The organism is Pseudomonas sp. LB1P83, from assembly GCF_054897885.1.
Genome location: NZ_CM142709.1, coordinates 3,570,134 through 3,591,123 on the forward strand (window position 1 = coordinate 3,570,134; position 20,990 = coordinate 3,591,123).

28 protein-coding genes are annotated in these 20,990 nt (G+C 58.5%); 17 read left to right on the plus strand and 11 right to left on the minus strand.

The genetic code is table 11. The features are described from left to right. Positions 1-105 precede the first annotated feature (105 nt). Positions 106-507: a hypothetical protein gene (locus ACYZTY_RS16390; protein WP_461954582.1), complete on the plus strand. Its 402-nt coding sequence runs from the start codon at positions 106-108 to the stop codon at positions 505-507. 102 nt (positions 508-609) lie between these two features. Here the strand turns inward: ACYZTY_RS16390 and ACYZTY_RS16395 are convergent, their stop codons facing one another. Then, entirely contained in the window at positions 610-1,464 is an 855-nt protein-coding gene (locus ACYZTY_RS16395) for a LysR substrate-binding domain-containing protein (protein WP_461954583.1), read from the minus strand. 106 nt (positions 1,465-1,570) lie between these two features. On the opposite strand from ACYZTY_RS16395, the gene ACYZTY_RS16400 reads away from it, so the two are divergent. From ACYZTY_RS16400 to cls, 3 genes are all read left to right on the plus strand, one after another. Next, on the plus strand, positions 1,571-2,266 hold the full coding sequence (locus ACYZTY_RS16400) for an FMN-dependent NADH-azoreductase (RefSeq protein ID WP_461954584.1): 696 nt from the start codon (positions 1,571-1,573) through the stop codon (positions 2,264-2,266). A gap of 280 nt (positions 2,267-2,546) precedes the next feature. Then, entirely contained in the window at positions 2,547-3,107 is a 561-nt protein-coding gene (locus ACYZTY_RS16405; protein ID WP_461954585.1) for a lipid-binding SYLF domain-containing protein, read from the plus strand. 82 nt (positions 3,108-3,189) lie between these two features. Then, entirely contained in the window at positions 3,190-4,596 is a 1,407-nt protein-coding gene (cls, locus tag ACYZTY_RS16410; protein ID WP_461954586.1) for a cardiolipin synthase, read from the plus strand. A 57-nt stretch (positions 4,597-4,653) separates the two neighbouring features. Here cls and ACYZTY_RS16415 read toward each other — a convergent pair whose 3' ends face one another. Then, the gene (locus tag ACYZTY_RS16415; protein WP_461954587.1) at positions 4,654-5,343 is read right to left on the minus strand and encodes a winged helix-turn-helix transcriptional regulator; all 690 of its coding nucleotides are present in this window, start codon (positions 5,341-5,343) and stop codon (positions 4,654-4,656) included. A gap of 105 nt (positions 5,344-5,448) precedes the next feature. On the opposite strand from ACYZTY_RS16415, the gene ACYZTY_RS16420 reads away from it, so the two are divergent. Beyond that, positions 5,449-6,390: a carbon-nitrogen hydrolase family protein gene (locus ACYZTY_RS16420; protein ID WP_461954588.1), complete on the plus strand. Its 942-nt coding sequence runs from the start codon at positions 5,449-5,451 to the stop codon at positions 6,388-6,390. A 48-nt stretch (positions 6,391-6,438) separates the two neighbouring features. Continuing rightward, on the plus strand, positions 6,439-6,873 hold the full coding sequence (locus tag ACYZTY_RS16425) for a GFA family protein (protein WP_461954589.1): 435 nt from the start codon (positions 6,439-6,441) through the stop codon (positions 6,871-6,873). Between the two features lie 179 nt (positions 6,874-7,052). Here ACYZTY_RS16425 and ACYZTY_RS16430 read toward each other — a convergent pair whose 3' ends face one another. From ACYZTY_RS16430 to arsN2, 3 genes are all read right to left on the minus strand, one after another. Next, complete coding sequence (locus tag ACYZTY_RS16430; RefSeq protein WP_461954590.1) at positions 7,053-7,556, minus strand: hypothetical protein; 504 nt, start codon at positions 7,554-7,556, stop codon at positions 7,053-7,055. Between the two features lie 172 nt (positions 7,557-7,728). After that, the gene (locus ACYZTY_RS16435) at positions 7,729-8,193 is read right to left on the minus strand and encodes an anti-virulence regulator CigR family protein (protein ID WP_461954591.1); all 465 of its coding nucleotides are present in this window, start codon (positions 8,191-8,193) and stop codon (positions 7,729-7,731) included. Positions 8,194-8,307: 114 nt separating this feature from the next. Next, a complete protein-coding gene (arsN2, locus tag ACYZTY_RS16440) occupies positions 8,308-8,742 on the minus strand; it encodes an arsenic resistance N-acetyltransferase ArsN2 (protein ID WP_461954592.1) in 435 nt (144 codons plus the stop codon). Between the two features lie 244 nt (positions 8,743-8,986). Here arsN2 and ACYZTY_RS16445 point away from each other — a divergent pair, with 244 nt between their 5' ends. The 3 genes from ACYZTY_RS16445 to ACYZTY_RS16455 all read left to right on the plus strand — a co-directional run bounded on the left by ACYZTY_RS16445 (position 8,987) and on the right by ACYZTY_RS16455 (position 10,572). Then, positions 8,987-9,391, plus strand: a complete 405-nt coding sequence (locus ACYZTY_RS16445) for a hypothetical protein (RefSeq protein WP_461954593.1) — start codon at positions 8,987-8,989, stop codon at positions 9,389-9,391. Next, positions 9,385-10,077, plus strand: coding sequence for an RES family NAD+ phosphorylase (locus tag ACYZTY_RS16450; protein ID WP_461954594.1), 693 nt, complete (start codon positions 9,385-9,387; stop codon positions 10,075-10,077). The genes ACYZTY_RS16445 and ACYZTY_RS16450 overlap by 7 nt, the downstream gene beginning before the upstream one ends. Positions 10,078-10,209: 132 nt before the next feature. Further along, on the plus strand, positions 10,210-10,572 hold the full coding sequence (locus tag ACYZTY_RS16455) for a hypothetical protein (RefSeq protein WP_461954595.1): 363 nt from the start codon (positions 10,210-10,212) through the stop codon (positions 10,570-10,572). Between the two features lie 119 nt (positions 10,573-10,691). Here the strand turns inward: ACYZTY_RS16455 and ACYZTY_RS16460 are convergent, their stop codons facing one another. Beyond that, complete coding sequence (locus tag ACYZTY_RS16460; protein WP_461954596.1) at positions 10,692-11,282, minus strand: TetR/AcrR family transcriptional regulator; 591 nt, start codon at positions 11,280-11,282, stop codon at positions 10,692-10,694. A gap of 193 nt (positions 11,283-11,475) precedes the next feature. Here ACYZTY_RS16460 and ACYZTY_RS16465 point away from each other — a divergent pair, with 193 nt between their 5' ends. The 3 genes from ACYZTY_RS16465 (at position 11,476) to ACYZTY_RS16475 (ending at position 14,537) form a co-directional block, all read left to right on the plus strand. After that, positions 11,476-12,189 (plus strand): SDR family oxidoreductase, encoded by a 714-nt coding sequence (locus ACYZTY_RS16465; RefSeq protein ID WP_461954597.1) that lies wholly within the window; start codon positions 11,476-11,478, stop codon positions 12,187-12,189. 10 nt (positions 12,190-12,199) lie between these two features. Then, positions 12,200-13,105: an alpha/beta fold hydrolase gene (locus tag ACYZTY_RS16470; RefSeq protein ID WP_461954598.1), complete on the plus strand. Its 906-nt coding sequence runs from the start codon at positions 12,200-12,202 to the stop codon at positions 13,103-13,105. A 106-nt stretch (positions 13,106-13,211) separates the two neighbouring features. Continuing rightward, a complete protein-coding gene (locus ACYZTY_RS16475; RefSeq protein WP_461954599.1) occupies positions 13,212-14,537 on the plus strand; it encodes an epoxide hydrolase family protein in 1,326 nt (441 codons plus the stop codon). Positions 14,538-14,620: 83 nt separating this feature from the next. On the opposite strand, the gene ACYZTY_RS16480 is transcribed toward ACYZTY_RS16475, so the two are convergent. Both ACYZTY_RS16480 and ACYZTY_RS16485 read right to left on the minus strand, forming a co-directional pair. After that, positions 14,621-14,950, minus strand: coding sequence for a DHCW motif cupin fold protein (locus ACYZTY_RS16480; protein WP_461954600.1), 330 nt, complete (start codon positions 14,948-14,950; stop codon positions 14,621-14,623). Positions 14,951-15,081: 131 nt separating this feature from the next. Continuing rightward, a complete protein-coding gene (locus ACYZTY_RS16485; RefSeq protein ID WP_461954601.1) occupies positions 15,082-15,801 on the minus strand; it encodes a TetR/AcrR family transcriptional regulator in 720 nt (239 codons plus the stop codon). 154 nt (positions 15,802-15,955) lie between these two features. Here ACYZTY_RS16485 and ACYZTY_RS16490 point away from each other — a divergent pair, with 154 nt between their 5' ends. Next, positions 15,956-16,381, plus strand: coding sequence for a hypothetical protein (locus ACYZTY_RS16490; protein ID WP_461954602.1), 426 nt, complete (start codon positions 15,956-15,958; stop codon positions 16,379-16,381). 50 nt (positions 16,382-16,431) lie between these two features. After that, on the plus strand, positions 16,432-17,007 hold the full coding sequence (gene gfa / locus ACYZTY_RS16495; protein ID WP_461954603.1) for an S-(hydroxymethyl)glutathione synthase: 576 nt from the start codon (positions 16,432-16,434) through the stop codon (positions 17,005-17,007). A 54-nt stretch (positions 17,008-17,061) separates the two neighbouring features. Here the strand turns inward: gfa and ACYZTY_RS16500 are convergent, their stop codons facing one another. Further along, positions 17,062-18,018: an AraC family transcriptional regulator gene (locus ACYZTY_RS16500; RefSeq protein WP_461954604.1), complete on the minus strand. Its 957-nt coding sequence runs from the start codon at positions 18,016-18,018 to the stop codon at positions 17,062-17,064. Between the two features lie 199 nt (positions 18,019-18,217). Here ACYZTY_RS16500 and ACYZTY_RS16505 point away from each other — a divergent pair, with 199 nt between their 5' ends. After that, entirely contained in the window at positions 18,218-19,171 is a 954-nt protein-coding gene (locus ACYZTY_RS16505) for a diiron oxygenase (protein WP_461954605.1), read from the plus strand. Positions 19,172-19,252: 81 nt separating this feature from the next. After that, positions 19,253-19,675: an MAPEG family protein gene (locus ACYZTY_RS16510; RefSeq protein ID WP_461954606.1), complete on the plus strand. Its 423-nt coding sequence runs from the start codon at positions 19,253-19,255 to the stop codon at positions 19,673-19,675. A 118-nt stretch (positions 19,676-19,793) separates the two neighbouring features. Here the strand turns inward: ACYZTY_RS16510 and ACYZTY_RS16515 are convergent, their stop codons facing one another. Next, the gene (locus ACYZTY_RS16515) at positions 19,794-19,979 is read right to left on the minus strand and encodes a hypothetical protein (RefSeq protein ID WP_461954607.1); all 186 of its coding nucleotides are present in this window, start codon (positions 19,977-19,979) and stop codon (positions 19,794-19,796) included. A 126-nt stretch (positions 19,980-20,105) separates the two neighbouring features. Next, positions 20,106-20,300 carry a hypothetical protein gene (locus ACYZTY_RS16520; protein ID WP_461954608.1) on the minus strand — a complete coding sequence of 65 codons (195 nt, stop codon included), beginning with the start codon at positions 20,298-20,300 and terminating at the stop codon, positions 20,106-20,108. A gap of 493 nt (positions 20,301-20,793) precedes the next feature. Between ACYZTY_RS16520 and napE the strand changes: the two genes are divergently transcribed. After that, complete coding sequence (gene napE / locus ACYZTY_RS16525) at positions 20,794-20,961, plus strand: periplasmic nitrate reductase, NapE protein (protein ID WP_461954609.1); 168 nt, start codon at positions 20,794-20,796, stop codon at positions 20,959-20,961. Positions 20,962-20,990 lie beyond the last annotated feature (29 nt).

Sequence of the window (20,990 nt, forward strand, 5' to 3'; positions counted from 1 at the left end):
ATTGCCGCCATCGATAGTCACCATCAACTCAATGAAGTTCTCTTAAAAACTCCGGGGCGTAACATCGCCTCCATACCAAACAACTACACCCCGGAGCACACCATCATGAAACGCCAAATCCTTCTCAGCATCGCTTTCTCGGTTTTTGCAGTTAACGCTTTCGCCGCTTCTTCTGCTCACCCGGTTGTCGCTGAAGGCGGCTCGGATCGACTGATTGAAAGTCGTGTGGCTGAGGGTGGTTCGGATCGTTTGATCGAAAACCGCGTTGCCGAAGGTGGTTCCGACCGTCTGATCGAAAGCCGCGTTGCCGAAGGTGGTTCGGATCGTCTGATCGAAAGCCGCGTTGCCGAAGGTGGTTCGGATCGTTTGATCGAAAACCGCGTTGCTGAAGGTGGCTCCGACCGTCTGATCGAAAACCGCGTTGCCGAAGGTGGTTCCGACCGTCTGATTGAAAACCGCGTCGCCGAAGGTGGTTCCGACCGCCTGATCGAAAGCCGCGCTGTATAAATGAATGGCTTCACCGCGGTGCTCAACGAAAAGCCCGGCCTCATCAGCCGGGTTTTTTAATGCTCTGACTTTACTCAGCCAAGCCCCCGACAGGCAGGACAATCAAGCTCTACGCGTGGAGCAATATTCCACGATGAGCTGAGTGATCGCTGCCACCATCGCCTGATCCGTTTCAGGTGAGGTGAACAGCCGACACTGCGCATCCGGCAATGGCGGCAACCCTTGTTCAGCCCCAAGCACCGCCAGTCTTTGCCCCAACTGACTGAGTGGCATGGGCGCGACCGCGAAGCCTGCCAGTGCCGCCGCCCGCAACCCGGCCGTGCTACTGCACAACATCGCCGTGCGCTGGGCAATCCCCGCCTGCGCCAGCCTCGTCAGCGCGGCCTCGCGATAAGGGCACGGCTCGGGGAACAGGGCCAGTGGCAACGGCGTCGGTAGCCGGGTGACGGGTTGTACCGACCAGGCCCATACCAACGGCTCTTGCCACAGTAGCAGCCCCGCTTCGCTGGTTTCGCACAGCGAACCGATGACCACCTCCAGATGCCCTTGCTTCATCAGCGCCAGTAACGAACCCGGAATGTTCACCTGCACCTCGATTTCCAGACCGGGGTACTGCGCCGCGAACTCTTGAACAGTGCGCAGCAATCGAGACTCGACAAAATCTTCGGACACCCCGATCCGCAGGCGCCCGTGAAACGGCGTGCGTGTCAGGTCTGTCCAGGCGTCACGGTTCAACGCGAGGATCGTGCGCGCATAAGAGACCAGGCGCTCGCCATCGGCCGTCAGTTGCTGGGAGCGGGTGGTACGCGTCAACAGGGGTTTACCAATCTGCTCCTCCAGTCGCCGCACATGGCCACTGACCGCCGACTGAGTAAGGTGCAGCTTCTGGGCAGCACGGCTGAAGCCGTCTTCATCGACGACCGTGACAAATGTCTTGAGCAGGAGAGCATCGAACATAGTTCTATACGTGATTAATCGAGTAGGAATTTACGATTTATATTTCAAATACAACTATGTTGCAATGCTCCCACCTGCCCTGCCTCTCCATCATTCAAGGTGTGACATGACGACGCTTCTCCATATTCAATGTTCTCCACGCAAGATCCGTTCGGCTTCCCTTGAAGTCGCGCGCAGCTTCATTGCGCGTTATCAATCAAACAGTCCGGACACCGAAATCATCACCCTCGATCTCTGGAATATGGCTCTGCCGGAATTCGATGATCTGGCAATGGAAGCCAAATACGCCGGGCTTAATGGCACGCCATTGACCCCGGCGCAGCAGGACGCCTGGAACACCTTGAAAGATCTGGCTGCACACCTGCACTGCGCGGATGTACTGGTGATGTCTGTCCCGCTGTGGAATTTCAGCATCCCCTACAAACTCAAACATTTCATCGACCTGGTATCGCAGAAAGACATCCTGTTCAGCGTTGACCCGGAACGCGGTCTGGAAGGCATGCTGCACAACAAACTAGCCGTGGTGATGTACGCCCGCGGACTGGATTTTTCGGCGCAGTCGATCACACCGGCGGAGCGCGTTGACTTCCAGAAACCCTACGTGGAAGCCTGGCTGAAATTTATCGGCGTCACCGATGTGCATTCGGTGATTGTGGAGAAAACCATCCTGGGGGAAGACGTTGATTTGCGCGCGCGGGAGGCCGCGACTCAGGAGGCCAGGCGCCTGGCAGACAGTTTGTCGCTGGCGCTTCAGCCCCCCCTGCCGCAAATCGATTCATTACAAAGCGAAAAACTTCAATAGCCACGGCCCGCCCATACGCAGCAGGGGCAAAATCCGAGAATCATCTGACCGGCCTCCCCTACCTCACGGTATTTACCGACGAACCCGCCCCGCCCCCAGAGGTCAAAGCAGTTGATGGCATCGCCAATGATCAAAGGCCTCGAGCCTATTTCATTCAAGGACGAAGCCAGTCGTTCACACACTGTAGGGTGCGCCGGATAAATTTCAGTAGGCTCGAACTCTGCCCAAGGCAGGTGCAGACTGCTGCTCACATCCAATGCTCCCGTATCGGAGTACGAAAATGACTCAGTCAATGCGGTTCTTCCTATCCATCGTCCTCGCGACTGCCTCACTGGCATCGGCGAGTTTCATGAACTCTGCCGGTGCGGCAACCGCCGAGGACCTGAATACCGACTCTCGGCAAGCCTTGCAAACGCTCTACAAGACTCATCCATTTGCCGAGACCATGTCGCACAACGCCAAAGCGATACTGGTTTTCCCGAAAATCATCAAGGCCGGCCTTGTGTTTGGCGGCAGCTATGGCGAAGGCGTTTTGTTCAAAGGCAAGACTGTTGAGGGTTACTACAACTCTGTCACCGGGTCATGGGGGTTGCAGGCCGGTGCCCAGTCGTATGGCTATGTGGTTTTCCTCATGACCGACAAAGCCGTGAACTATGTTCGCGAAACCAAGGGGTGGGAAATCGGCGTAGGGCCCACCGTCGTTGTAGTGGATGAAGGGATTTCGAAGAACCTGTCCAGTTCGACGCTGAAGGACGATGCCTACGCGTTCATATTTGACCAGCAAGGGTTAATGGCCGGAGTCAGCATCGAGGGCACGAAGATTTCCCTGATCAAGCGCTGAAAGCCGTCTATCAAGGCGCCTTGCGTTGTCTGCAAGACGCCCCGACAGAGCGTTATCACCGTCCTCGCCAAGAGGTGGCCTGATGAATCTTCTAACCAGATGCAAGGGTGTATGTATTCCTCTGGCGCTGTGCGTGGCGGTGTTGCTGACACTGGTGATTGCCTGCAGTGCATTGCCGAGGATAGTGCCCGACATGGCTCGCGTGTCCTCTGTGCCAGTGCAACTCGACGGGGTCCACGGACCTCTGTCAGCCGAGCGCAGCAAAGCCATTCTCGACCGACTCAAGTCCACAGGCGCAGAAACCAACATCTTCGATGTGCACCTCGCTATCGAAGAATCCGTTGTCGGTAGTCCGCTAACGGAAGGAAACAAGGTCGACTTGCTGCAGGACGGCCCCTCCACCTACCAGTCGATGATCAAAGCGGTGGAAGGTGCGCGCGACCACATCAACATGGAGACCTACATCTTCGACGATGATGAAGTCGGCCAGCGCTTCGCCGCCGCACTGATCGCTCAGCAACACAAAGGGGTGCAGGTCAATCTGATCCGTGACAGCGTCGGAACCCTTGGAACACCCTCAGCGTTTTTCGCTCGATTGACCGAAGCGGGCATCAAGGTGCTGGAGTACAACCCGGTCAATCCGGCGACGGCCAAAGCGGGCTGGGACGTGAACCAGCGCGACCACCGAAAGCTGCTGATAGTGGACGGCCGTATTGCCTTTCTTGGCGGGATCAACATCAGCAGCGTCTATTCGGGGGGCTCGTTCAGCTCTCACTCGAAGACTCGCCCCAATGGTGATTTGCCCTGGCGCGATACCGACTTGCGCGTCGAGGGGCCAGTGGTTGCGGATCTGCAGAAGCTGTTCATCGAAACATGGACGACCCAGAAAGGTGAACCACTCGCCGCTCGCCAATACTTTCCGCCACAGGAGCGCAAAGGCACCGAGGTGGTTCGCGCCATCGGCAGCTCGCCAGATGAGCCGTTCAGCCTGATCTACGCGACGCTGATTTCGGCGCTGCATAGCGCGCAGACCGAGATATGGCTGACGAACGCCTACTTTGTGCCTGATCCGCAGTTGCTGGCGGCACTCAAGGAGGCGGCGGCACGTGGCGTCGACGTCAAACTGGTGCTGCCCAGCAGCACTGATTCGTCGCTGGTGTTTCATGCCGGACGCGCTTACTACAGCGAGCTTTTGAAGGCCAACGTCAAGCTTTACGAACGCCGTGACGCGCTGCTCCACGTCAAGACGGCAGTCATCGATGGCGTGTGGTCGAGTGTCGGCTCCACCAACTTCGACTGGCGCAGCTTTCTGCACAACGATGAAGTCAACGTGGTTGTGCTGGGCACCGGGTTCGGAAAAAAGATGCAGGCGGCATTCATGGCTGATCTGGCGAAGTCGAACGAAATCAAGCTGGAAAAATGGCAGCGCCGCTCGCTCGCGGTGAAAGCCAAAGAGCAGATGGCGCGACTCTGGGAGTACTGGCTTTGAGTCGAGTGGCGCATTGCCGGATGCGCTCTCCTGCTCCCTGATGGGTATTTCGCCAACCTACCGAGTCACCGCCGCACGGCGAGTCCCCGCAAACGCACTCGTACCCAACCAGCGCCACAAACTCTGCGCATCCTTCACCGCGCCATCCACACGCAACTCTTGCGACTGAAGCACCTCTTTCGGTGTGCGGTCGCCGGTCCACACTTCGGTCAACGCCCGCACGCTTGAATCCACAACCAGCGTCAGTTCACGCCCAGGGTCGTCGCGGCACAAATCCGCCACGCCCTGCTCCACCACCAGCCACCACGCTTGCTCGCCGGGCCGCGCATCGCGGAACGTGAACTGGATAACCACCGGTCGCGACGGGAAGGTTTCAATGCACACGAACCGGCGCACGTCCCACATCAACAAGCCGGCGTCTAGTTCGTCGTCGCGCAGGCGGCTGCCGATCCAGCGTGCGCCCCAGTGCCCTAGCGCCATGATGATGGGGCGCAGTTCCTCGCCCGCCTCGGTCAGGCTGTACTCCCAGACGTTGCCGGTGGCCGTGCGGTGTACGACGCCGATTTCTTCCAGGTGGCGCAGCCGTTGTACCAGCAGGTTGGTGGACATTCGGGGTACGCCGCGGTGCAGTTCATTGAAGCGTTTGCTGCCGCACAGCAGCTCGCGCACCACCAAGGGTGTCCAGCGTTCACACAGGGCTTCGGCACCGCGTGCGACCGTGCAGAACTGACCGTAGCTCCCTTCCATCGTCTGGACTCCCGCTACTGCAACGCTTCACTTTTTGAACTAGTCCGGCCACTTCGCCACGCGCACGCTCAAGCCTTCGAAAGCCAAAAGCCAATGGAGAACGCCATGATCAAGGTAGCCATCATTCAGCGCCCACCCGTGCTGCTCGATCGCAGCGCAACGATCACCCGAGCCGTGGAATCGGTCGCCGAGGCTGCGGTGGCGGGAGCCTCGCTGATCGTTCTGCCCGAACAGTTCATTCCGGGTTACCCGTCGTGGATCTGGCGGCTGGCAGCGGGAAAGGACGGGGCTCTAATGGGCCAGTTGCACACGCGGCTGCTGGCCAACGCCGTCGATATCGCGAACGGTGACCTGAGCCCATTGTGCGAGGCCGCCAGGGTTCACGCCGTGACGATCGTGTGCGGCATCAATGAACGCGACCGGCGCAATGGAGGCGGCACGCTCTATAACAGCGTAGTCGTTATCGGCGCGAACGGCGCCGTGCTCAACCGACACCGCAAGCTGATGCCGACGAATCCCGAGCGCATGGTGCATGGCTTCGGCGATGCGTCCGGGTTGCGTGCGGTCGATACACCGGTCGGTCGCATAGGTGCGCTGATCTGCTGGGAAAGCTACATGCCGCTGGCACGCTATTCACTGTATGCCCAAGGCGTGGAAATCTACGTCGCGCCCACTTACGACGCCGGCGAAGGCTGGATCAGTACGATGCGGCACATTGCACTCGAAGGCCGCTGTTGGGTGCTCGGCAGTGGCACCGCGCTGCGCGGCAGTGACATTCCCGAGGACTTCCCGGCGCGTGCGCAACTGTTTGCCGATCCGGAGGAATGGATCAATGACGGCGACTCGGTGGTGGTCAGTCCTCAAGGCCGGATCGTGGCCGGTCCACTGCACCGGGAGGCCGGCATTTTGTATGCGGACATCGACGTCGCACTCGTGGCACCGGCACGGCGGGCGCTTGACGTCACCGGGCATTACGCGCGCCCGGACATTTTCGAGCTGCAGGTGCGGCGCACGCCGACGACAGCGGTGCGCTATATCGACGAGTGAAGACAGGCAACGGCGGTATCGCCTGGCCCGTGATTAAGGAGTCATGCCATGAGCAATGAACGGTCTTACAGGGGCAGTTGTTTTTGCGGCGCAGTCGAGTTCACCGTCAGCGGCGAGCCGGCCGGAATGGGCTATTGCCACTGCGAGTCGTGTCGGCATTGGTCGGCAGGACCGGTCAACGCCTTCACGTTGTGGAAACCCGACGCGGTGCGAGTGACCCGGGGCGCCGACAACATCGGCACCTACAACAAGACACCGCGCAGTTACCGAAAGTGGTGCAAGACGTGCGGCGGACACCTCTTCACTCAACACCCTGAGATGGGGCTGGTCGATGTGTATGCCGCGGTCATTCCGGACCTTGAATACTCGCCGGGTGTTCACGTGCACTATCAGGAGACGGTGCTGCGGATCAAAGATGGATTGCCCAAGCTGAAGGATGTTCCCGGCGAATTAGGCGGATCGGGTATCAGCGTGGAGGAATAGCGCGGGCAAGCTAAATGCATGGAATCCCATACCGGTTGCTGTCTGCTGGGCGCTCAAGCAGCGGAACAAATAAAAACGGGCACCCTGAAGGCACCCGTTTTTTTTCATCATCGTCGCTGACTTAAGCCGATGCGGTTGCTCCGCCTGGCCAATTCACACACCGATGCTCAATCTCGCGATCAGTGCGATTTTTTTGATCCTGAGGTGGCAGCGTTGCGCAACCCTTTGGTGTTGTGATCGCCTGGAGTCGAGGTCGAAATGGCACCGGCCTTGGTGACGCCACGGGTATCTCGGGATTGGGCGATGCCTGAAGTTGTTGAGCCATGACCGCGACTTACTCCGCGATCACTGCCGTAGTGGTTTCCGCTTTCACCCCGGTCTCGAACGGCCTTGCCGGCATGATCGCCGGCCAGTCCATTGCCACGGCCATTACTGCCAGCGTTGCCGGAGTGACCTGAACCACTGTGACCGCCACCCGTGCCACCACCATGGCCGCCGCCATTGCCATTGCCATTGCCACCGCCGTTACCGCCTCCGTTGCCACCACCACCACCACCACCACCACCACCCTCTTTCGCATAGGCGGAGTTCATGACGGACAGGTCGGTAGGGAGTAATGGAGCAGCCGCAAGCATCATCGCGCAGGACATGACAGCAAAAAGACTCTTATTCTTTAAAAGCATGATGGCTTCCGTAAGTTGATATCGCGTGCCATAGGACGCAATAACCCCGTTTCAGTTCCAGGTCCTGCGACAGACGGAATGCAATGCATGCAGACTCTGATCAGCATTGTGCTGGAACTGAAAAAAGCGAGCCTTTTGTCAGTGGATTCCAATCGTGCTCGCCACTCAAACGCTAATCAAACGCACCGTTCAACACTTCATAAATCAGCCCGGTGGCCAGCGCAACCAGGAGCAAATCGGTACCTGCTTGTTGCCATTCGTACCCATCGTAATGAGGCAGTCTGCCGATCAACCGGCCATCCAGTTTTTTGGCAATTCCGGGTGGAAGCGGCTTACCACGAGCGAGGTTTTTTTGAATGCCGGGTGGCAAAGCAGGACCGGGACTCCAGTAGTCCCGGTAGCCGCCAACAATTTCCAGAACGCTGCCGCGATTGATGCTCGGGCCATGCTCCCAATCGGCGCCCCCAGCGTTTTTTCCTTTGCCAGCTTGACCTCCCTGATTGCCATGGGCCTGGCTGTTTTGCGTGTTTCCATTGCCCTGGCCCTTTCCATTGCCAGGATCGGCCAATGCAGTAGCCGAGCCGCAGACCAGTGCAAGACTTGTCAGTACGGCAATCAACGAACGAGATTTGAACATTGAGTCGTTCCTTCAGTTTGGGGAATATCCCCTCTGAAATGTAGACGCTATTGACACTGTCAGTTCCATGTCCACGCGGCGTTGACGTGAAAACACCTTCCGGGTGCAATCGATTTACACCCTCAATGTTTTCCGTAAATAGCTCGCCGACGCAGGACATAAATGTTTGAACTGGGCTGTTTGGCAGATGGCGGCGGGCGCCTCCTGCCTGTCAAACAGGTCATATCCATTGGCTGCAAAAAATTCAGCAGCACCCTGGGTCAACAAATGCAGTCGGAGCGCCCCCTGGGAGGCTGCACACTGTTCCAATGCACGCAACACGGTTTTGCCCAGCCCCTCTCCCCGGCGTCCCTCGCGCACCACCATTGAACGAAGCAACATGTCGGGGGCTGCCCCCTCCAGCCCTCCAAAAGCCACCCATTGGCCCTGAACTTCGAAACGGTAGAACTGCCGCCCCGGCTCACTGACATCATTGTTGGGTAATGATGCCTGGTTGAGCGTATCCCGGAGCTGATCCAGACCGTTATCGTCTACTTTAATCATCTGCATGGTCACACGCCTTTGAAGGTTCCTACGCACTCAAGCTAGCAGGCCTCGTGGGTCAGACAAGCACACAAAGTCCTGGGCCGGATCGGCAACGGTGGCCAGGGCCGTCGCGTGGGTTGGTAGCACTAGATGATTGTCGACCAGTTGGACTGGTGACAACACCCTGATGTCCACTGGTCGACACACTATTGATCTGTAGATTCAATATATATATTTTTGAATCTATAGATTGGTAGTGAGATTAAACATGGCCGTCCCTCTCAAGGAACAAGCGTTCACCAAAGCCCAATGCGTCACAGGCCTTCGCGCCGCCGTTGGCATCCTCGAAAAATGGAGCGCCTCCAGCGATCGGGCCTGTCGCATCCTGCGCATTTCCCGCAGCACCTACACCCGCGCCCGTCAGCCCGATCCCTCCTGGTCCGTCGCGCTGGACTCAGACCAGATGCAGCGCATCAGTTTCGTGCTCAACATCCACGCCGCTCTGCGCCTGATCTTCGACAACCCGGAAAACGTCTACGGCTTCCCGTCGATGACCAACCACAACGAGTTTTTCAATGGGCGCAGTCCGCTGGAGATCATGGCTCAGGGCGACATGATTTCCTTGTATGAAACCTTTAAGCGCATTGACGTGCTGCGTGGTGCGCAATGGTGACGGTGAGCGAACTGACAGAACTTGCCGGTGAGCAGCAGCAGGCTTACCGATTGGTCAATTCGAAGTTTCCTCCGATCGCGATGTTTGATGACGTGGCGGACGCGGATGAGTTTGAGGTGCTGTATCAGATTCAGGCGTTGACGAATCCCAGACTGAAGAATGAAGTGGGTCATCTTGAGTTGATTGCGCGGGATCAGATCCCGTTCGGCATTCCTGGCTGCTCTTACGCGACGGCGCCTTTCACTCACGTCAACCCGGCGGGCTCGCGATTCAGCGATGGCAGTTTTGGGGTGTTGTATCTGGCGGAGTCCATGGAAACGGCGTTGGCCGAGGTGCGGCATCACCAGAGTCTGTACTGGTCGAATGTCCCGAGCCTCAACTATGAGCGGTTTGTGTTCCGGGGGTTGTCCTGCTCTTTCGTGGATGTAGCGATGAGGGATGCTGCTGCCATTGCGACGACTGATCCTGTTTACGATCCTGACGACTACACGGAATCGCGGCGTTTGGGGAGGTCTGTCAAAGAGGCGCGATGGCCTGGGATTCGCTACCACTCTGTGCGGATGCAGGGCAGTTATTGCTGGGCGCTGATGACGCCGAGACCGGTTTTATCAATCGTTCAGGCAGCGCATTACGAGATGGTCTGGAATGGACAGTTGACAAGTGTCAGCAAGATCAGCGAAGCCTGAAGCTTCTATTCCGTGCCTTTCAAACTCATTACCGGCGTCGATAGTCACCATCGACTCAATGAAGTTCTCATAAAAAATCCGCGGCGTAAGATCGGCTCCATACCAAACAACTACACCCCGGAGCACACCATCATGAAACGCCAAATCCTTCTCAGCATCGCTTTCTCGGTTTTTGCAGTTAACGCTTTCGCCGCTTCTTCTGCTCACCCGGTTGTCGCTGAAGGCGGCTCGGATCGTCTGATTGAAAGTCGTGTGGTTGAGGGTGGTTCGGATCGTTTGATCGAAAGCCGCGTCGCTGAAGGTGGTTCGGATCGTCTGATCGAAAACCGCGTTGCTGAAGGTGGCTCCGACCGTCTGATCGAAAACCGCGTTGCTGAAGGTGGCTCCGACCGTCTGATCGAAAACCGCGTTGCTGAAGGCGGCTCCGACCGTCTGATCGAAAACCGCGTTGCTGAAGGTGGTTCCGACCGTCTGATCGAAAGCCGCGCTGCATAAATGAATGGCTTTACCGCAGTACTCAAGAATGAGCCCGGCCTGACCAGCCGGGCTTTTTTACGCCCTCCATTTGCGACCGCCAGGTGCCCTTGTGGGCCTGCCTTGCGACAGACCTCCCACTACACCGGTTTGCTCAGTGCGGCATCGATCATGAGACGCACGCCGCGCAGCACATGAGCCGACACGTCTGGCCTGGCCTTCGCCGTGGCCCGCGCAACCGAAAGGGAGCCCACCATGGCCGCAACGATGCCCATGGCAGTGGCCAGCGCGTCAACCTCGGGATTATTGGCGGCGACCCGGCGCTCAAACGCCCGCACCAGCACCATGTAGCCCTCGGTGTACTTCGCGCTGATCGCAGCATCCTGTCGGCCGATTTCGCTGGCGGACGCCGCCATTGCGCAGTGCTCGGCGTAGTTATCCAGGCTGTCCACTGCCAGATAGTCGGACAGGAAGCGGTCCAGGTCCGGCTCGCCATCGACCGTGTTCGTGTAGAGCTTGGCATTGCCCTGCTCCAGGCTCCACGCCAGCGCCTCGGCGGCCAGCGCTTCCTTGGACGGGAAATGCGCGTACAGCGCGCCGTGGGTCAAACCGGCCGACTTGCTGATTTCGGCGACGCCCACCCCATCAATCCCTTTCTCGCGGAACAGACGGCTGGCGGTCTCCACCAGCGCGGCGCGATTGGCTTCTGATTTTTCTTTCGAGATTTTCATGACGAGGTTCCTCCGGCTTCAGTCTTGCACGCTATGATTGTACTCACAATTATTGATAACCCAACATCAGCAAGGCTTTATTACACCAATAATATTTATGTTGACTTTAATAAATGCGAGCACCATTATTAATTCAATGATTGCGAGCGCAATCTTACAGGGCGAAAGCCTCACCCAACCAGAGCACACGATCATGAAAATAAAAAATTCCGTTGCCTTCGTTACCGGCGCCAACCGTGGTCTTGGCCTTGCGTTCGCCAAAGAGCTGGTGGCGCGTGGCGCGAGCAAGGTCTACGCCGGGGTGCGCAACCCTGAAGGCGTGAACATTCCGGGGGTGATCGCCATTCGACTTGACGTCAGCGACCCGGCATCGGTCGCCGCGGCAGTGGCCCAAGCGGGCGACGTGACGCTGCTGGTCAACAACGCCGGCATCGCCCGCCTGCTGCCTTCCATGCTGGATCCTGGTCTGGTGGAAGCCGCTCGCGAAATCTTCGAAACCAATTACTACGGCGTCATGCACGTCAGCCTGGCATTCGCCCCTGTGCTTAAAGCCAACGGCGGCGGCGCAATCGTCAACGTGCTGTCGGATGCGGCCTGGATTGCGGCGCCTTTCCTGTCTGCCTACGCGGCATCGAAAGCGGCGGCGTGGAGCTTCACCAACTCACTGCGCATCGAACTTCAAGGACAGGGCACCAGCGTGCAAGGCCTGCATGTGGGCTTTATCGACACCGACCTGACCCATGGTTTTGACGTGCCGAAAGTCCAGCCATCCGAAGTGGTGATCCAGTCGCTGGACGGCGTGGAAGCGGGCCTGAAAGAAGTGCTCGCCGACCAAGGGACACGCGACATAAAAGCCAGCCTGTCTACTGGGCAAGCGGCTTACCTCAATTCCGAAACAGGCGCGTAAGGAGCAAACCATGCACCTCGTCCAGCGGCTGGCCCTCGGGGCTGTCTTCGCCTTCGCAGTCAGCGGCGCCTTTGCGGCGCCGGCGGCTACGCACAACAGCGCACCCAATCAATTCGTCGAAGCTGACGGCGTGCGTTATGCCTATCGGCAGTTCGGGGCGCAGACGGGCGTGCCGGTGATCTTGCTCCAGCACTTTCGCGGCAATATGGATTACTGGGACCCGGCGGTGACCGATGGCCTGGCCAAGCAGCGGCCGGTCTACCTGTTTGACAATGCCGGTGTGGGCCTTAGCAGCGGCGAAACACCTGATTCGTTCGAAGCCATGGCCGATCACGTTGCCGCCTTTGCCCGGGCTCGCGGGTTGACGCAGGTCGACGTGCTGGGCTTCTCAATCGGCGGCATGGTGGCGCAGGAAGTTGCATTGCGTCATCCGCAACTGGTGCGCCGGCTGATCCTGGCGGGTACGTCGCCGCGCGGCGGGGTCTCGGGACATGATCCACGGGTCCCCGGAATCGCGTTGCGCGAATCGATCGCCACGCAGGACGAGACCGCTTACCTGTTCTTCGATCCGGCGCCATCGAGCCAGCAGGCAGCCCGGGATTTCTGGGAAAGGCGTCACGAGCGTACGGAAGGCCTCGACAAGCTCAGTTCAATGAAAGTCATCGCGGCCCAAGGCGCGGCGCTGGGCAAATGGAGCGCTCCCGGTGACGGCACTTTTTCGCAATTGAGCCAGATTACCCAGCCAACCCTGGTGGTCAACGGCAGCAAGGACAGGATGGTGCCCACCGAGAACTCCTACACGCTGCAGCAGCACATTCCGAACGCCAAGCTGCTGATTTATCCCAATTCGGGTCACGGCGCATTGTTCCAATATGCCGACGATTTCGTGCAGCAAGCCAATACCTTCCTGAACTAGCTCGAACCCATCGCGTTTGAAATCGCTTTGAGCGGCCCGCCGTTGCGGAATCCAAATGTAGTCCGTCGTTGAGTTTTATCGCCCCCAATTCTCCTGGAGTACGACCATGTCAGCAGTATCGTTTGCAGCGTTCCGGCGCTGCCTGTTAGCTGTTTCTGCAACCGCTGGTGCGCTGGCGCTGGTCGCCCTCGTTTCGCCCACTTACGCCAGGGCCAGTACGACGCCGGAGGTTGCCGCCACCGTCGAGAAGGACAGCGCCATTCGTCCTTTCAAGGTCAACATTCCTGAAGACGCAGTGGCCGATCTGCGCAGACGCGTATTGGCGACCCGCTGGCCCGACCGCGAAACGGTCGACGACCAATCTCAAGGCGTACAACTGGCCAAACTCCAGGCGCTCGTGGGCTACTGGGGTGCGCAATACGACTGGCGCAAGGTCGAAGCCCAACTCAATGCCTTGCCCATGTTCGTGACCAACATCGACGGCCTCGACATCCAGTTCATCCACGTCAAATCGAAACATCCCAACGCTCTGCCGCTGCTGCTTACCCATGGCTGGCCCGGTTCGATTCTGGAGCTGACCAAGGCCATCGGCCCGTTGACCGACCCGACGGCCTACGGCGGTCGCGCCGAAGATGCCTTTGACGTGATCATTCCCTCGATGCCCGGCTACGGTTTCTCGCAGAGACCTACCAACGGCGGCTGGGGTCCCGACCGTATCGGCGTGGCATGGGATGTGTTGGTCAAGCGCCTGGGCTACAAGCGCTACGTGTCGCAAGGTGGCGACTGGGGCTCGGTGGTCGCCGACGCCATGGGACGCCAGGCACCGCCCGGTTTGCTGGGGATCCACGTGAACATGCCGGCCACCGTACCTGCCGATGTCGCCAAGGCGATCAACGACGGCACCCCGCCTCCCGCCGGCCTGTCGGCCAAGGAGACAGCGGCTTATCAGTCGCTGAAAACCTTCTTCGGCAAAAATGCGGCTTACGGCGCCATGATGAGCACCCGACCACAAACGGTCGGCTACGGCTTGTCGGATTCACCCGTGGGTCTGGCCGCGTGGATGTTCGACAAATTCAACCAGTGGACCTACAGCGGCGGCGATGCGGAAAGATCCCTGACCAAGGACGAAATACTCGACGGCATTTCACTCTACTGGCTGACCAACAGCGCGATTTCGTCTGCTCGCCTGTATTGGGAAAACAACACCAACAACTTCAATGCCGTGGAACAGAAGACCCGGGACATCAAGATCCCCGTGGCGGTCACCGTATTCCCCGGGGAAATCTATCAGGCGCCGAAAACCTGGACCGAGCGCGCCTATCCCAACCTGATCTATTTCAACGAAGTGGACAAGGGTGGCCATTTCGCGGCCTGGGAGCAGCCTGAATTGTTCGCCAGGGAACTGCGCGCAGCCTTCCGTTCGTTGCGCTAAAAGCTGCGTTGCACGGGCCTGCCTATTGTTTCTGATGGGCAGGCCGCACTTCCGATTTCTGTCCGCAAGAATCAATCCCAGCGTTAATCCACAATGAACAATTTGGCCCCCGTCGTGCTGAATGATCGATGCCCCTCGGCGTTGTTGCCCACCTGATAGCTCATCCCGGCGGTGAGCGTGAACTGGCGACCATCCTCCAGTTCGGTGTGCAATTCGCCTTCCAGGCACAACAGGATATGACCTCTCCAGCACCAGTGATCGGCCAGATAGCCGGGACTGTATTCAACCATCCGCACACGCGTCGAACCGAACTGGCAGGTTCGCCACCAGGCGGTACCGGTCTGTCCAGCGTACTGGACAGGCTCGACAGTCGACCAATCGGTCGTACCAAAGGGAACAGCCGTCAGATCCATGGTTGCCTCATCAGCAAAGGAATGTCTGCGGACCGTACCCACCCAGTGGTACTTTCGATAGACACAGACGCCACTCATTTATGAGATACAGGCGCCCAGGCCGGAGGTAGCTTTCGTGCGTATGGGTTGGCCTATGGCAGCACCCGATTCACATCACTCCGGCCGGCCGTTTCATTTGGAGAAGCAGACCGCGAGCTCGCAGCATTGCGCTTTCGTCGCGCCTCTTCATCCTCCGCCAGTGCCTGACGAACGAGCGCCCGAGCGGCCCAGGCGGCGGCGTCGAGTGATTCTTCAACGCTCGCGCGACTGATATCTCGCACGGCAATCAACGCCTCTGTACCCATCACTATCGACAGCGCCTGCTTCAGCCGTTTGCGCGCCCGGGGTGAGAGCACGTCCTTCAGTGAGTCGACAATCGGCTCGATGTAGCTCATGCGCCGTCCCGGCCGCAGCGGCGTCTCGTGGGACTCGTTTTCGAGCCACACCGTCATGAACGAACGCTCCATCACGTGCAGGCCGATCTCGTCGTCGATCAAGAGTTTGTTCAAGGCGTTCGCCGCCAGACCAATGCCCTTGACCGGATCGTCTCCCGGCTGCCAGAGGCGCTCCAGCGGCAGCAAGTCACGATCAGCCGCGGTCTCGCTGATCAACGCCTCGGTCGAGGGAAAGTAGCGATATGCCGTGGCGCGCGACACCATCGCGCGCTCGGCCACTTGTGAAAGTGTCGGGTTATGGCCTTCGTCGCGCAACGCGATGGCGGCATCGATCAGTGCCTGGCGCGTTCTGCGCTTCTGGTTGTCGCGGCCCTGATCGCCGTCACCGCTGGACGGGCTTGACTTCGAATTTGGCATGGAGTAAATGAGATCCTGTCTTGTAGTGAGACTTGAGTCTCATAATAGACACTGAATCACCCACCAACAAGAGGTCGCTCGCACAACCGCGTGGCGATTTCATATCGATTGTTTCAGCAACTGAGCGCGCCGCAGGGCGCATGAGGTGAATGCCATGAATCACAACCCCCGTTCGCGGACCTGGTTTCGGCTCGCGGCCCTCTACTTTGCCATTGGCGTGATGCTGGGTGTGGCGATGGGTGCGTCCGGCGACCATTCGCTCTTCGCGGTACATGCCCATATCAACCTGTTGGGATGGGTGTCGATGGCGCTGTTCGGCATCATCGGCACAGCGCACCCGTCGATCACTGAAGGGCCCGCTGCTAAAGCACAGTTCTGGACGTACAACGTTGGCGTCCCGGTGATGCTCTGCGCACTCACGCTGCGGCTCAAGGGCTTCCCGTCTGTCGAGCCATTGATTGGCGTCGCATCAATCCTCATTGGCTGCAGCGTGCTGCTTTTTGTTTGGCTGGTGTTCTCGCGCATTGGCATGACGGCCGAGCGTTTGAGCAGCGCAACAGGCGAATCGCGCCTGTCATAACGCGCAACCGCTATTCTTATCTGGGGACACCCTGAAAAGGAGACGCCAGCATGAGCACCCTTAAACTTCACCCTTCACTGGACAACGGTATCCAGCCCGCCGCCGAGAATTTCACCGGTGGCACCCTGCAATGCCTGTGTGCGACCGACAAGGTCGAGGTCAAGATCGACGCACAAACCCTGCACAACCACGCGTGCGGCTGCAGCAAATGCTGGAAACCGCAAGACGCGACATTTGCCGTCATTGCCGTGGTACCTCGGGACAAGGTCAGCGTCACGGCCCACGGCGAAAAACTGGCGATTGTCGACGAATCCGCCACCATCCAGCGCCACGCCTGCAAGCAGTGTCACGCCCATCTCTTCGGGCGCATCGAGAACAAGGACCATGCGTTTTATGGCCTGGACTTCGTCCACACCGAGCTCTCACCCCAGCGCGGATGGGCGGCGCCGGGCTTCGCAGCGTTCGTGTCCTCCATCATCGAAACCGGCACACCGCCCGCGCAAATGAAGGCGATCCGTGAGCGCCTGCGCTCGATCGGCCTGGAGCCCTACGACTGCCTGTCTCCGGACTTGATGGACGCAATGGCGACGCATGTCGCCAAACAGAAGGGCCTGCTCCCCGCCTGATTGATCGGTCGCCGCGGTTTCTTCGCCGGGCCGCGGCCCCGGTTCAATTCCAGCTCATGCGGATTGTCTGCGCCAAGTCCCGGGCGATGTGCCGAACTGGCGCTTGAATGCACGACTGAACGCGGCTTCGGATTCGTAGCCAACAGCAAAGCCGATTTGCGCGACATTACCGCGACCTTCGCGCAGCTGTTGAGCGGCCACGTGCATACGCCAGAGCGTCAGGTATTGCATCGGTGGTTGTCCGACCAATGCCGTGAAACGCTCCGCGAATACCGAACGCGACATGCCCACTTCAAGCGCCAGGGCTTCTGCGGTCCAACCCTCGGTTGGACGAGCATGGAGCAGCGCCAATGCACGCCCGACATGCGGGTCACGCAAACCCGCCAGCCACCCCCGCCGTTCAGCGGGGAGGTTCGCCACATACTGGCTGACGGCTTCAACGAACAGCAATTCGGATAGCTTGGCGATGACCGTTGCCGAGCCGACGCGCCCCGCCGCGATCTCGCTGACAGCGAAGCGGAATGAGCTTTCGATCCAGGCTCCCGAAGCCGTCGCGCGTACGTCCAGTTTCAACAAGGATGGCAGCGACGAAAGCAACGGGCTGAACGGTGTTTCAGAGCCGAGGAATCCGCACAATAACTGTGTGGCCCCGCCGCCCCCGCCGTACTTGATGCGTGAAATGCCGCCGACTTCCGGCGGCTGAATAACGTCGCGCGCGGCCATGGGCGCAATGCTCAGATCACTGCCAAACGTATGCACGTCATTGCGAGGAAGCAGAATGAGTTCGCCGGCCCGTACGTCGAGGGTTACGCCATCGTCGATGCGCAATTGCATGTGCCCCGCCGCGACAAAATGCGAGGCAATGATATGTCGGGGTGCCGCCAGGAACGGTTTGCAATCGTCCGCCGAGATTCTTCCGCTGATGCACCAGGGCGCAGTGAACTCCGCCTCAAGGAACACCCCTCCAGACAGCCGAATCACACGCAACACATCAGACAGCGCATCCAACACTTGCCAGCCCTCCTTTCCGGAGTCCGGAGCATGTAATCAGGCGCACTGGTCATTCGCCGCCTGAACTGCGAGGCCTAGATTAGCACCAACGTGGACTCAGTGATCGAGACGATCCCCAGACGCTTCACCCCGGGTCATTGGCTCCGACGTTAACCCTAATCGCCCTATCCCGACTCGACCAGGGAAGCAGGAGATCACTATGAACACCGTCGCCACCCTACCCGTCTCAGACTCGGCCAACGCCGCCCGCTATGCGCAACTTGTCAGGTCATCGAAGAAAGCGGAATGGCAGATCGATCGCGATTTGCTACAGGACCGCAGCTTCGACTTCTCGCGCAAATTCTTGCCCGAAGGGCTGTCGAGGATCGACCGCCTGACCTTTCTCACCGCGCACGAGGCGCGCCTGCTCAGCCAGATTCAGGGCCGAACCTATGCGTATCTCTTTGGCCTGGTCGAGCGCTTTATCAGTGCCAAAATGCTCGATCAAGGCCGGGCCCATGTGTTTGACGATCAGCTCGCGCTCGAAGCGCTGGTGCGCTTTTCCAACGACGAGATCAAGCATCAGGAGCTGTTCCGGCGCATTGAGACAATGATGGGTACGCAATTGCCAGCGGGCTATCGTCAAGTCGCCGATCCCAACGAGGTGGCGCGTGCAGTACTGGCGTCCAGCACTTGGTCGGTACTGGCGCTGACCTGTCATATCGAGCTGTTTGTGCAGACGCACTACGTGCAAAGCATCGCCCCGCGCGAAGAGTTGTGCCCACTGTTCAAGGATGTCTTCAAATTCCACTGGAAGGATGAAAGCCGGCACGTCGTACTCGATGAACTGGAGTGGAAGGCGGAGCACGCGAAACTCTCTCCGGCCGAGCGCGACCAGGCCGTGGACGATCTGATTGCGCTGGTGGCCGCCGTCGACACGATCCTGCAGGCACAATCCGCATCCGACGCCGACTACTTCATTCGAAATGTTTCACCCTCCTTCGGTGCCGATGAGACAGCGCAAATCAAAGCCTGCGTGCTGAGCGCCTACCGCTGGCAATACATTGTCTCGGGCGTGCAGCACCCGCACTTTGGCCGGCTGCTGACGCACATGACCACACCCGAACAGATGTCCAGAATTCAGACCGCACTGGCCCCCATCATGAGCAACTGATCGACAGGCGCCGGCCGACCACACGTCGGCCGGGCGGCTGTGGGATGACGTGTTGAAAATGATTGATTGAGGATGGCAGCCATGACGACACCGATGTGGATGTTGCTTGGGTTTGCAACCTGGACTTTGCTGCTGTTGATGGCAACCGTCGGGGTGTATCGCTGGGTCAGAATCCTGTTCTCGAACGTGCCGATTGCCTCTTTCCGAAGCGATCAGCCCGAAGGCGAGGATTGGTATCGGCGCGGAACAAGAGCGCACGCGAACTGCGTGGAGAATCTGCCGGTCTTTGGCGCGATCGTGTGGGTGATTTCAGCCCTGGGTGTCGACGGCCCGGCAGTGAGCTACTTGTCGACAATCGTCCTGATCGCTCGCGTGTGCCAGTCTCTGGTTCACGTATGCCATGTGCAAACCGATGCGTTTGTGGCGGTTCGGTTTACCTTCTTTAGCGTCCAGCTGGTCTGTTTTCTTGCGCTTATTGTTATGGCCGCTTGTTACGGCGTATGAGCATCTTGAACAGGGTGGTCTCTGCCAATATCCGCTGTATGAAATACCAAGAGCGCATTGCGCGACCCAACTTCCAGATGATCCACCAGCCCCCAATCCAGTCAGTGGGGGCAGAAAATCAGACCAGTCTGGCCACCAACGCGACGACGATAAAGGTCGTAAGGGCGAACGCAGCACCGATGCTGAAAGGCAACAGAAAAGCACGCACCGCAGTCGGGGCCGGGCTGCTCATTTCTTCGGCCAAAGCGGCTACATCACGGTGCAACTGTTCAATGCTGGCTTGATTCGTAGGTTGTGAGGCCATGCTACTTCTTCCTTTGCGGGTCACAGGTAAACCCATGTGTGTGAACCTTTGTCAGGCAATGTGGGCCGCGCAACGGCAACACTCAAATACCGCCGATGTACGGTCCCGCTGTTGCGAACCCGGTGCTCAGAACTTTGACCAAAGACCCGCAGCGGCGACGATGGCAGTCACGATACCAGCCCCCACTGCGAACGGGTACCAGAAGGCTTCTTGCTTCAGCTTGCTTTCTTCTGCCATGAACTTGCGTGTTTCGGAGGTAAATTTCCGAATTTCAACTTGTAGTTTATCGAGCTCCAGATTGTCGCGGTCGTTTTGTAGCATAAGCCATCCTTTCGGGATTAAGCGGGCACTCTATGGCTGCTTTTCCGGGTAATCGATGAACGCAGTTAGAAGCTCCTCACCCATGCCGGTGATGCTTCGCTGTTCTGCCCTATCACTATTTCCTTTCCATCAATACCCGGATAGCAGGTAACTCCCGTTGAGTTGTAGGCAAAGTCCGAGAGCTGCGAACGAAGGTGCACTGGCTATACCTTCCGGTAGGAATGCATACCTCGTTTCACTCGCCTCGTTTGAAGCCGCAAAATTCCTGAAAACCTTCGTCGAGTATCCGCCAAGCCAGAAACCGGCGAGCTTCAGCATCGACCAGATCAGATACCCGCGCATTTGTAACTTGAGGAAATAATGATTCAAGGCGTTATAGCCGTTTATAAACTCAGGCATAAATGAATCACCGTCGGTCGTTAAAAGTACGCGCCAGGAAACTTTAAAAACGTCGTGATCTAGTCTGAGTGCAAGTCAGGCTGGAGATTGCTTAATGCCATTGGTTGAAGAACGTAAACCCGGGCGTCGCAAGGAAACCCGGCTTTTCCTGTTTCTTGTCGTCTTCCTCTTTCCGCTGCTGTCGGTTGCAATCGTCGGCGGCTACGGCTTTATCGTCTGGTTTTTTCAGATGTTGTACGGCCCACCTGGACCACCCAACTAATAGCCTTTTCTTCAGGCCTATTGGAGCCT

Coding starts and splice junctions, on each gene's coding strand:
- ACYZTY_RS16400 (WP_461954584.1), top strand. CDS start 1,571: ATGACGACGCTTCTCCATATTCAATGTTCTCCACGCAAGATCCGTTCG.
- ACYZTY_RS16475 (WP_461954599.1), top strand. CDS start 13,212: ATGTCAGCAGTATCGTTTGCAGCGTTCCGGCGCTGCCTGTTAGCTGTT.
- ACYZTY_RS16435 (WP_461954591.1), bottom strand. CDS start 8,193: ATGTTCAAATCTCGTTCGTTGATTGCCGTACTGACAAGTCTTGCACTG.
- ACYZTY_RS16415 (WP_461954587.1), bottom strand. CDS start 5,343: ATGGAAGGGAGCTACGGTCAGTTCTGCACGGTCGCACGCGGTGCCGAA.
- ACYZTY_RS16490 (WP_461954602.1), top strand. CDS start 15,956: ATGAATCACAACCCCCGTTCGCGGACCTGGTTTCGGCTCGCGGCCCTC.
- ACYZTY_RS16455 (WP_461954595.1), top strand. CDS start 10,210: ATGAAACGCCAAATCCTTCTCAGCATCGCTTTCTCGGTTTTTGCAGTT.
- ACYZTY_RS16485 (WP_461954601.1), bottom strand. CDS start 15,801: ATGCCAAATTCGAAGTCAAGCCCGTCCAGCGGTGACGGCGATCAGGGC.
- ACYZTY_RS16445 (WP_461954593.1), top strand. CDS start 8,987: ATGGCCGTCCCTCTCAAGGAACAAGCGTTCACCAAAGCCCAATGCGTC.
- ACYZTY_RS16420 (WP_461954588.1), top strand. CDS start 5,449: ATGATCAAGGTAGCCATCATTCAGCGCCCACCCGTGCTGCTCGATCGC.
- ACYZTY_RS16480 (WP_461954600.1), bottom strand. CDS start 14,950: ATGGATCTGACGGCTGTTCCCTTTGGTACGACCGATTGGTCGACTGTC.
- ACYZTY_RS16430 (WP_461954590.1), bottom strand. CDS start 7,556: ATGCTTTTAAAGAATAAGAGTCTTTTTGCTGTCATGTCCTGCGCGATG.
- arsN2 (WP_461954592.1), bottom strand. CDS start 8,742: ATGCAGATGATTAAAGTAGACGATAACGGTCTGGATCAGCTCCGGGAT.
- cls (WP_461954586.1), top strand. CDS start 3,190: ATGAATCTTCTAACCAGATGCAAGGGTGTATGTATTCCTCTGGCGCTG.
- napE (WP_461954609.1), top strand. CDS start 20,794: ATGCCATTGGTTGAAGAACGTAAACCCGGGCGTCGCAAGGAAACCCGG.
- ACYZTY_RS16395 (WP_461954583.1), bottom strand. CDS start 1,464: ATGTTCGATGCTCTCCTGCTCAAGACATTTGTCACGGTCGTCGATGAA.
- gfa (WP_461954603.1), top strand. CDS start 16,432: ATGAGCACCCTTAAACTTCACCCTTCACTGGACAACGGTATCCAGCCC.
- ACYZTY_RS16460 (WP_461954596.1), bottom strand. CDS start 11,282: ATGAAAATCTCGAAAGAAAAATCAGAAGCCAATCGCGCCGCGCTGGTG.
- ACYZTY_RS16505 (WP_461954605.1), top strand. CDS start 18,218: ATGAACACCGTCGCCACCCTACCCGTCTCAGACTCGGCCAACGCCGCC.
- ACYZTY_RS16470 (WP_461954598.1), top strand. CDS start 12,200: ATGCACCTCGTCCAGCGGCTGGCCCTCGGGGCTGTCTTCGCCTTCGCA.
- ACYZTY_RS16520 (WP_461954608.1), bottom strand. CDS start 20,300: ATGCTACAAAACGACCGCGACAATCTGGAGCTCGATAAACTACAAGTT.
- ACYZTY_RS16510 (WP_461954606.1), top strand. CDS start 19,253: ATGACGACACCGATGTGGATGTTGCTTGGGTTTGCAACCTGGACTTTG.
- ACYZTY_RS16515 (WP_461954607.1), bottom strand. CDS start 19,979: ATGGCCTCACAACCTACGAATCAAGCCAGCATTGAACAGTTGCACCGT.
- ACYZTY_RS16390 (WP_461954582.1), top strand. CDS start 106: ATGAAACGCCAAATCCTTCTCAGCATCGCTTTCTCGGTTTTTGCAGTT.
- ACYZTY_RS16450 (WP_461954594.1), top strand. CDS start 9,385: ATGGTGACGGTGAGCGAACTGACAGAACTTGCCGGTGAGCAGCAGCAG.
- ACYZTY_RS16425 (WP_461954589.1), top strand. CDS start 6,439: ATGAGCAATGAACGGTCTTACAGGGGCAGTTGTTTTTGCGGCGCAGTC.
- ACYZTY_RS16405 (WP_461954585.1), top strand. CDS start 2,547: ATGACTCAGTCAATGCGGTTCTTCCTATCCATCGTCCTCGCGACTGCC.
- ACYZTY_RS16465 (WP_461954597.1), top strand. CDS start 11,476: ATGAAAATAAAAAATTCCGTTGCCTTCGTTACCGGCGCCAACCGTGGT.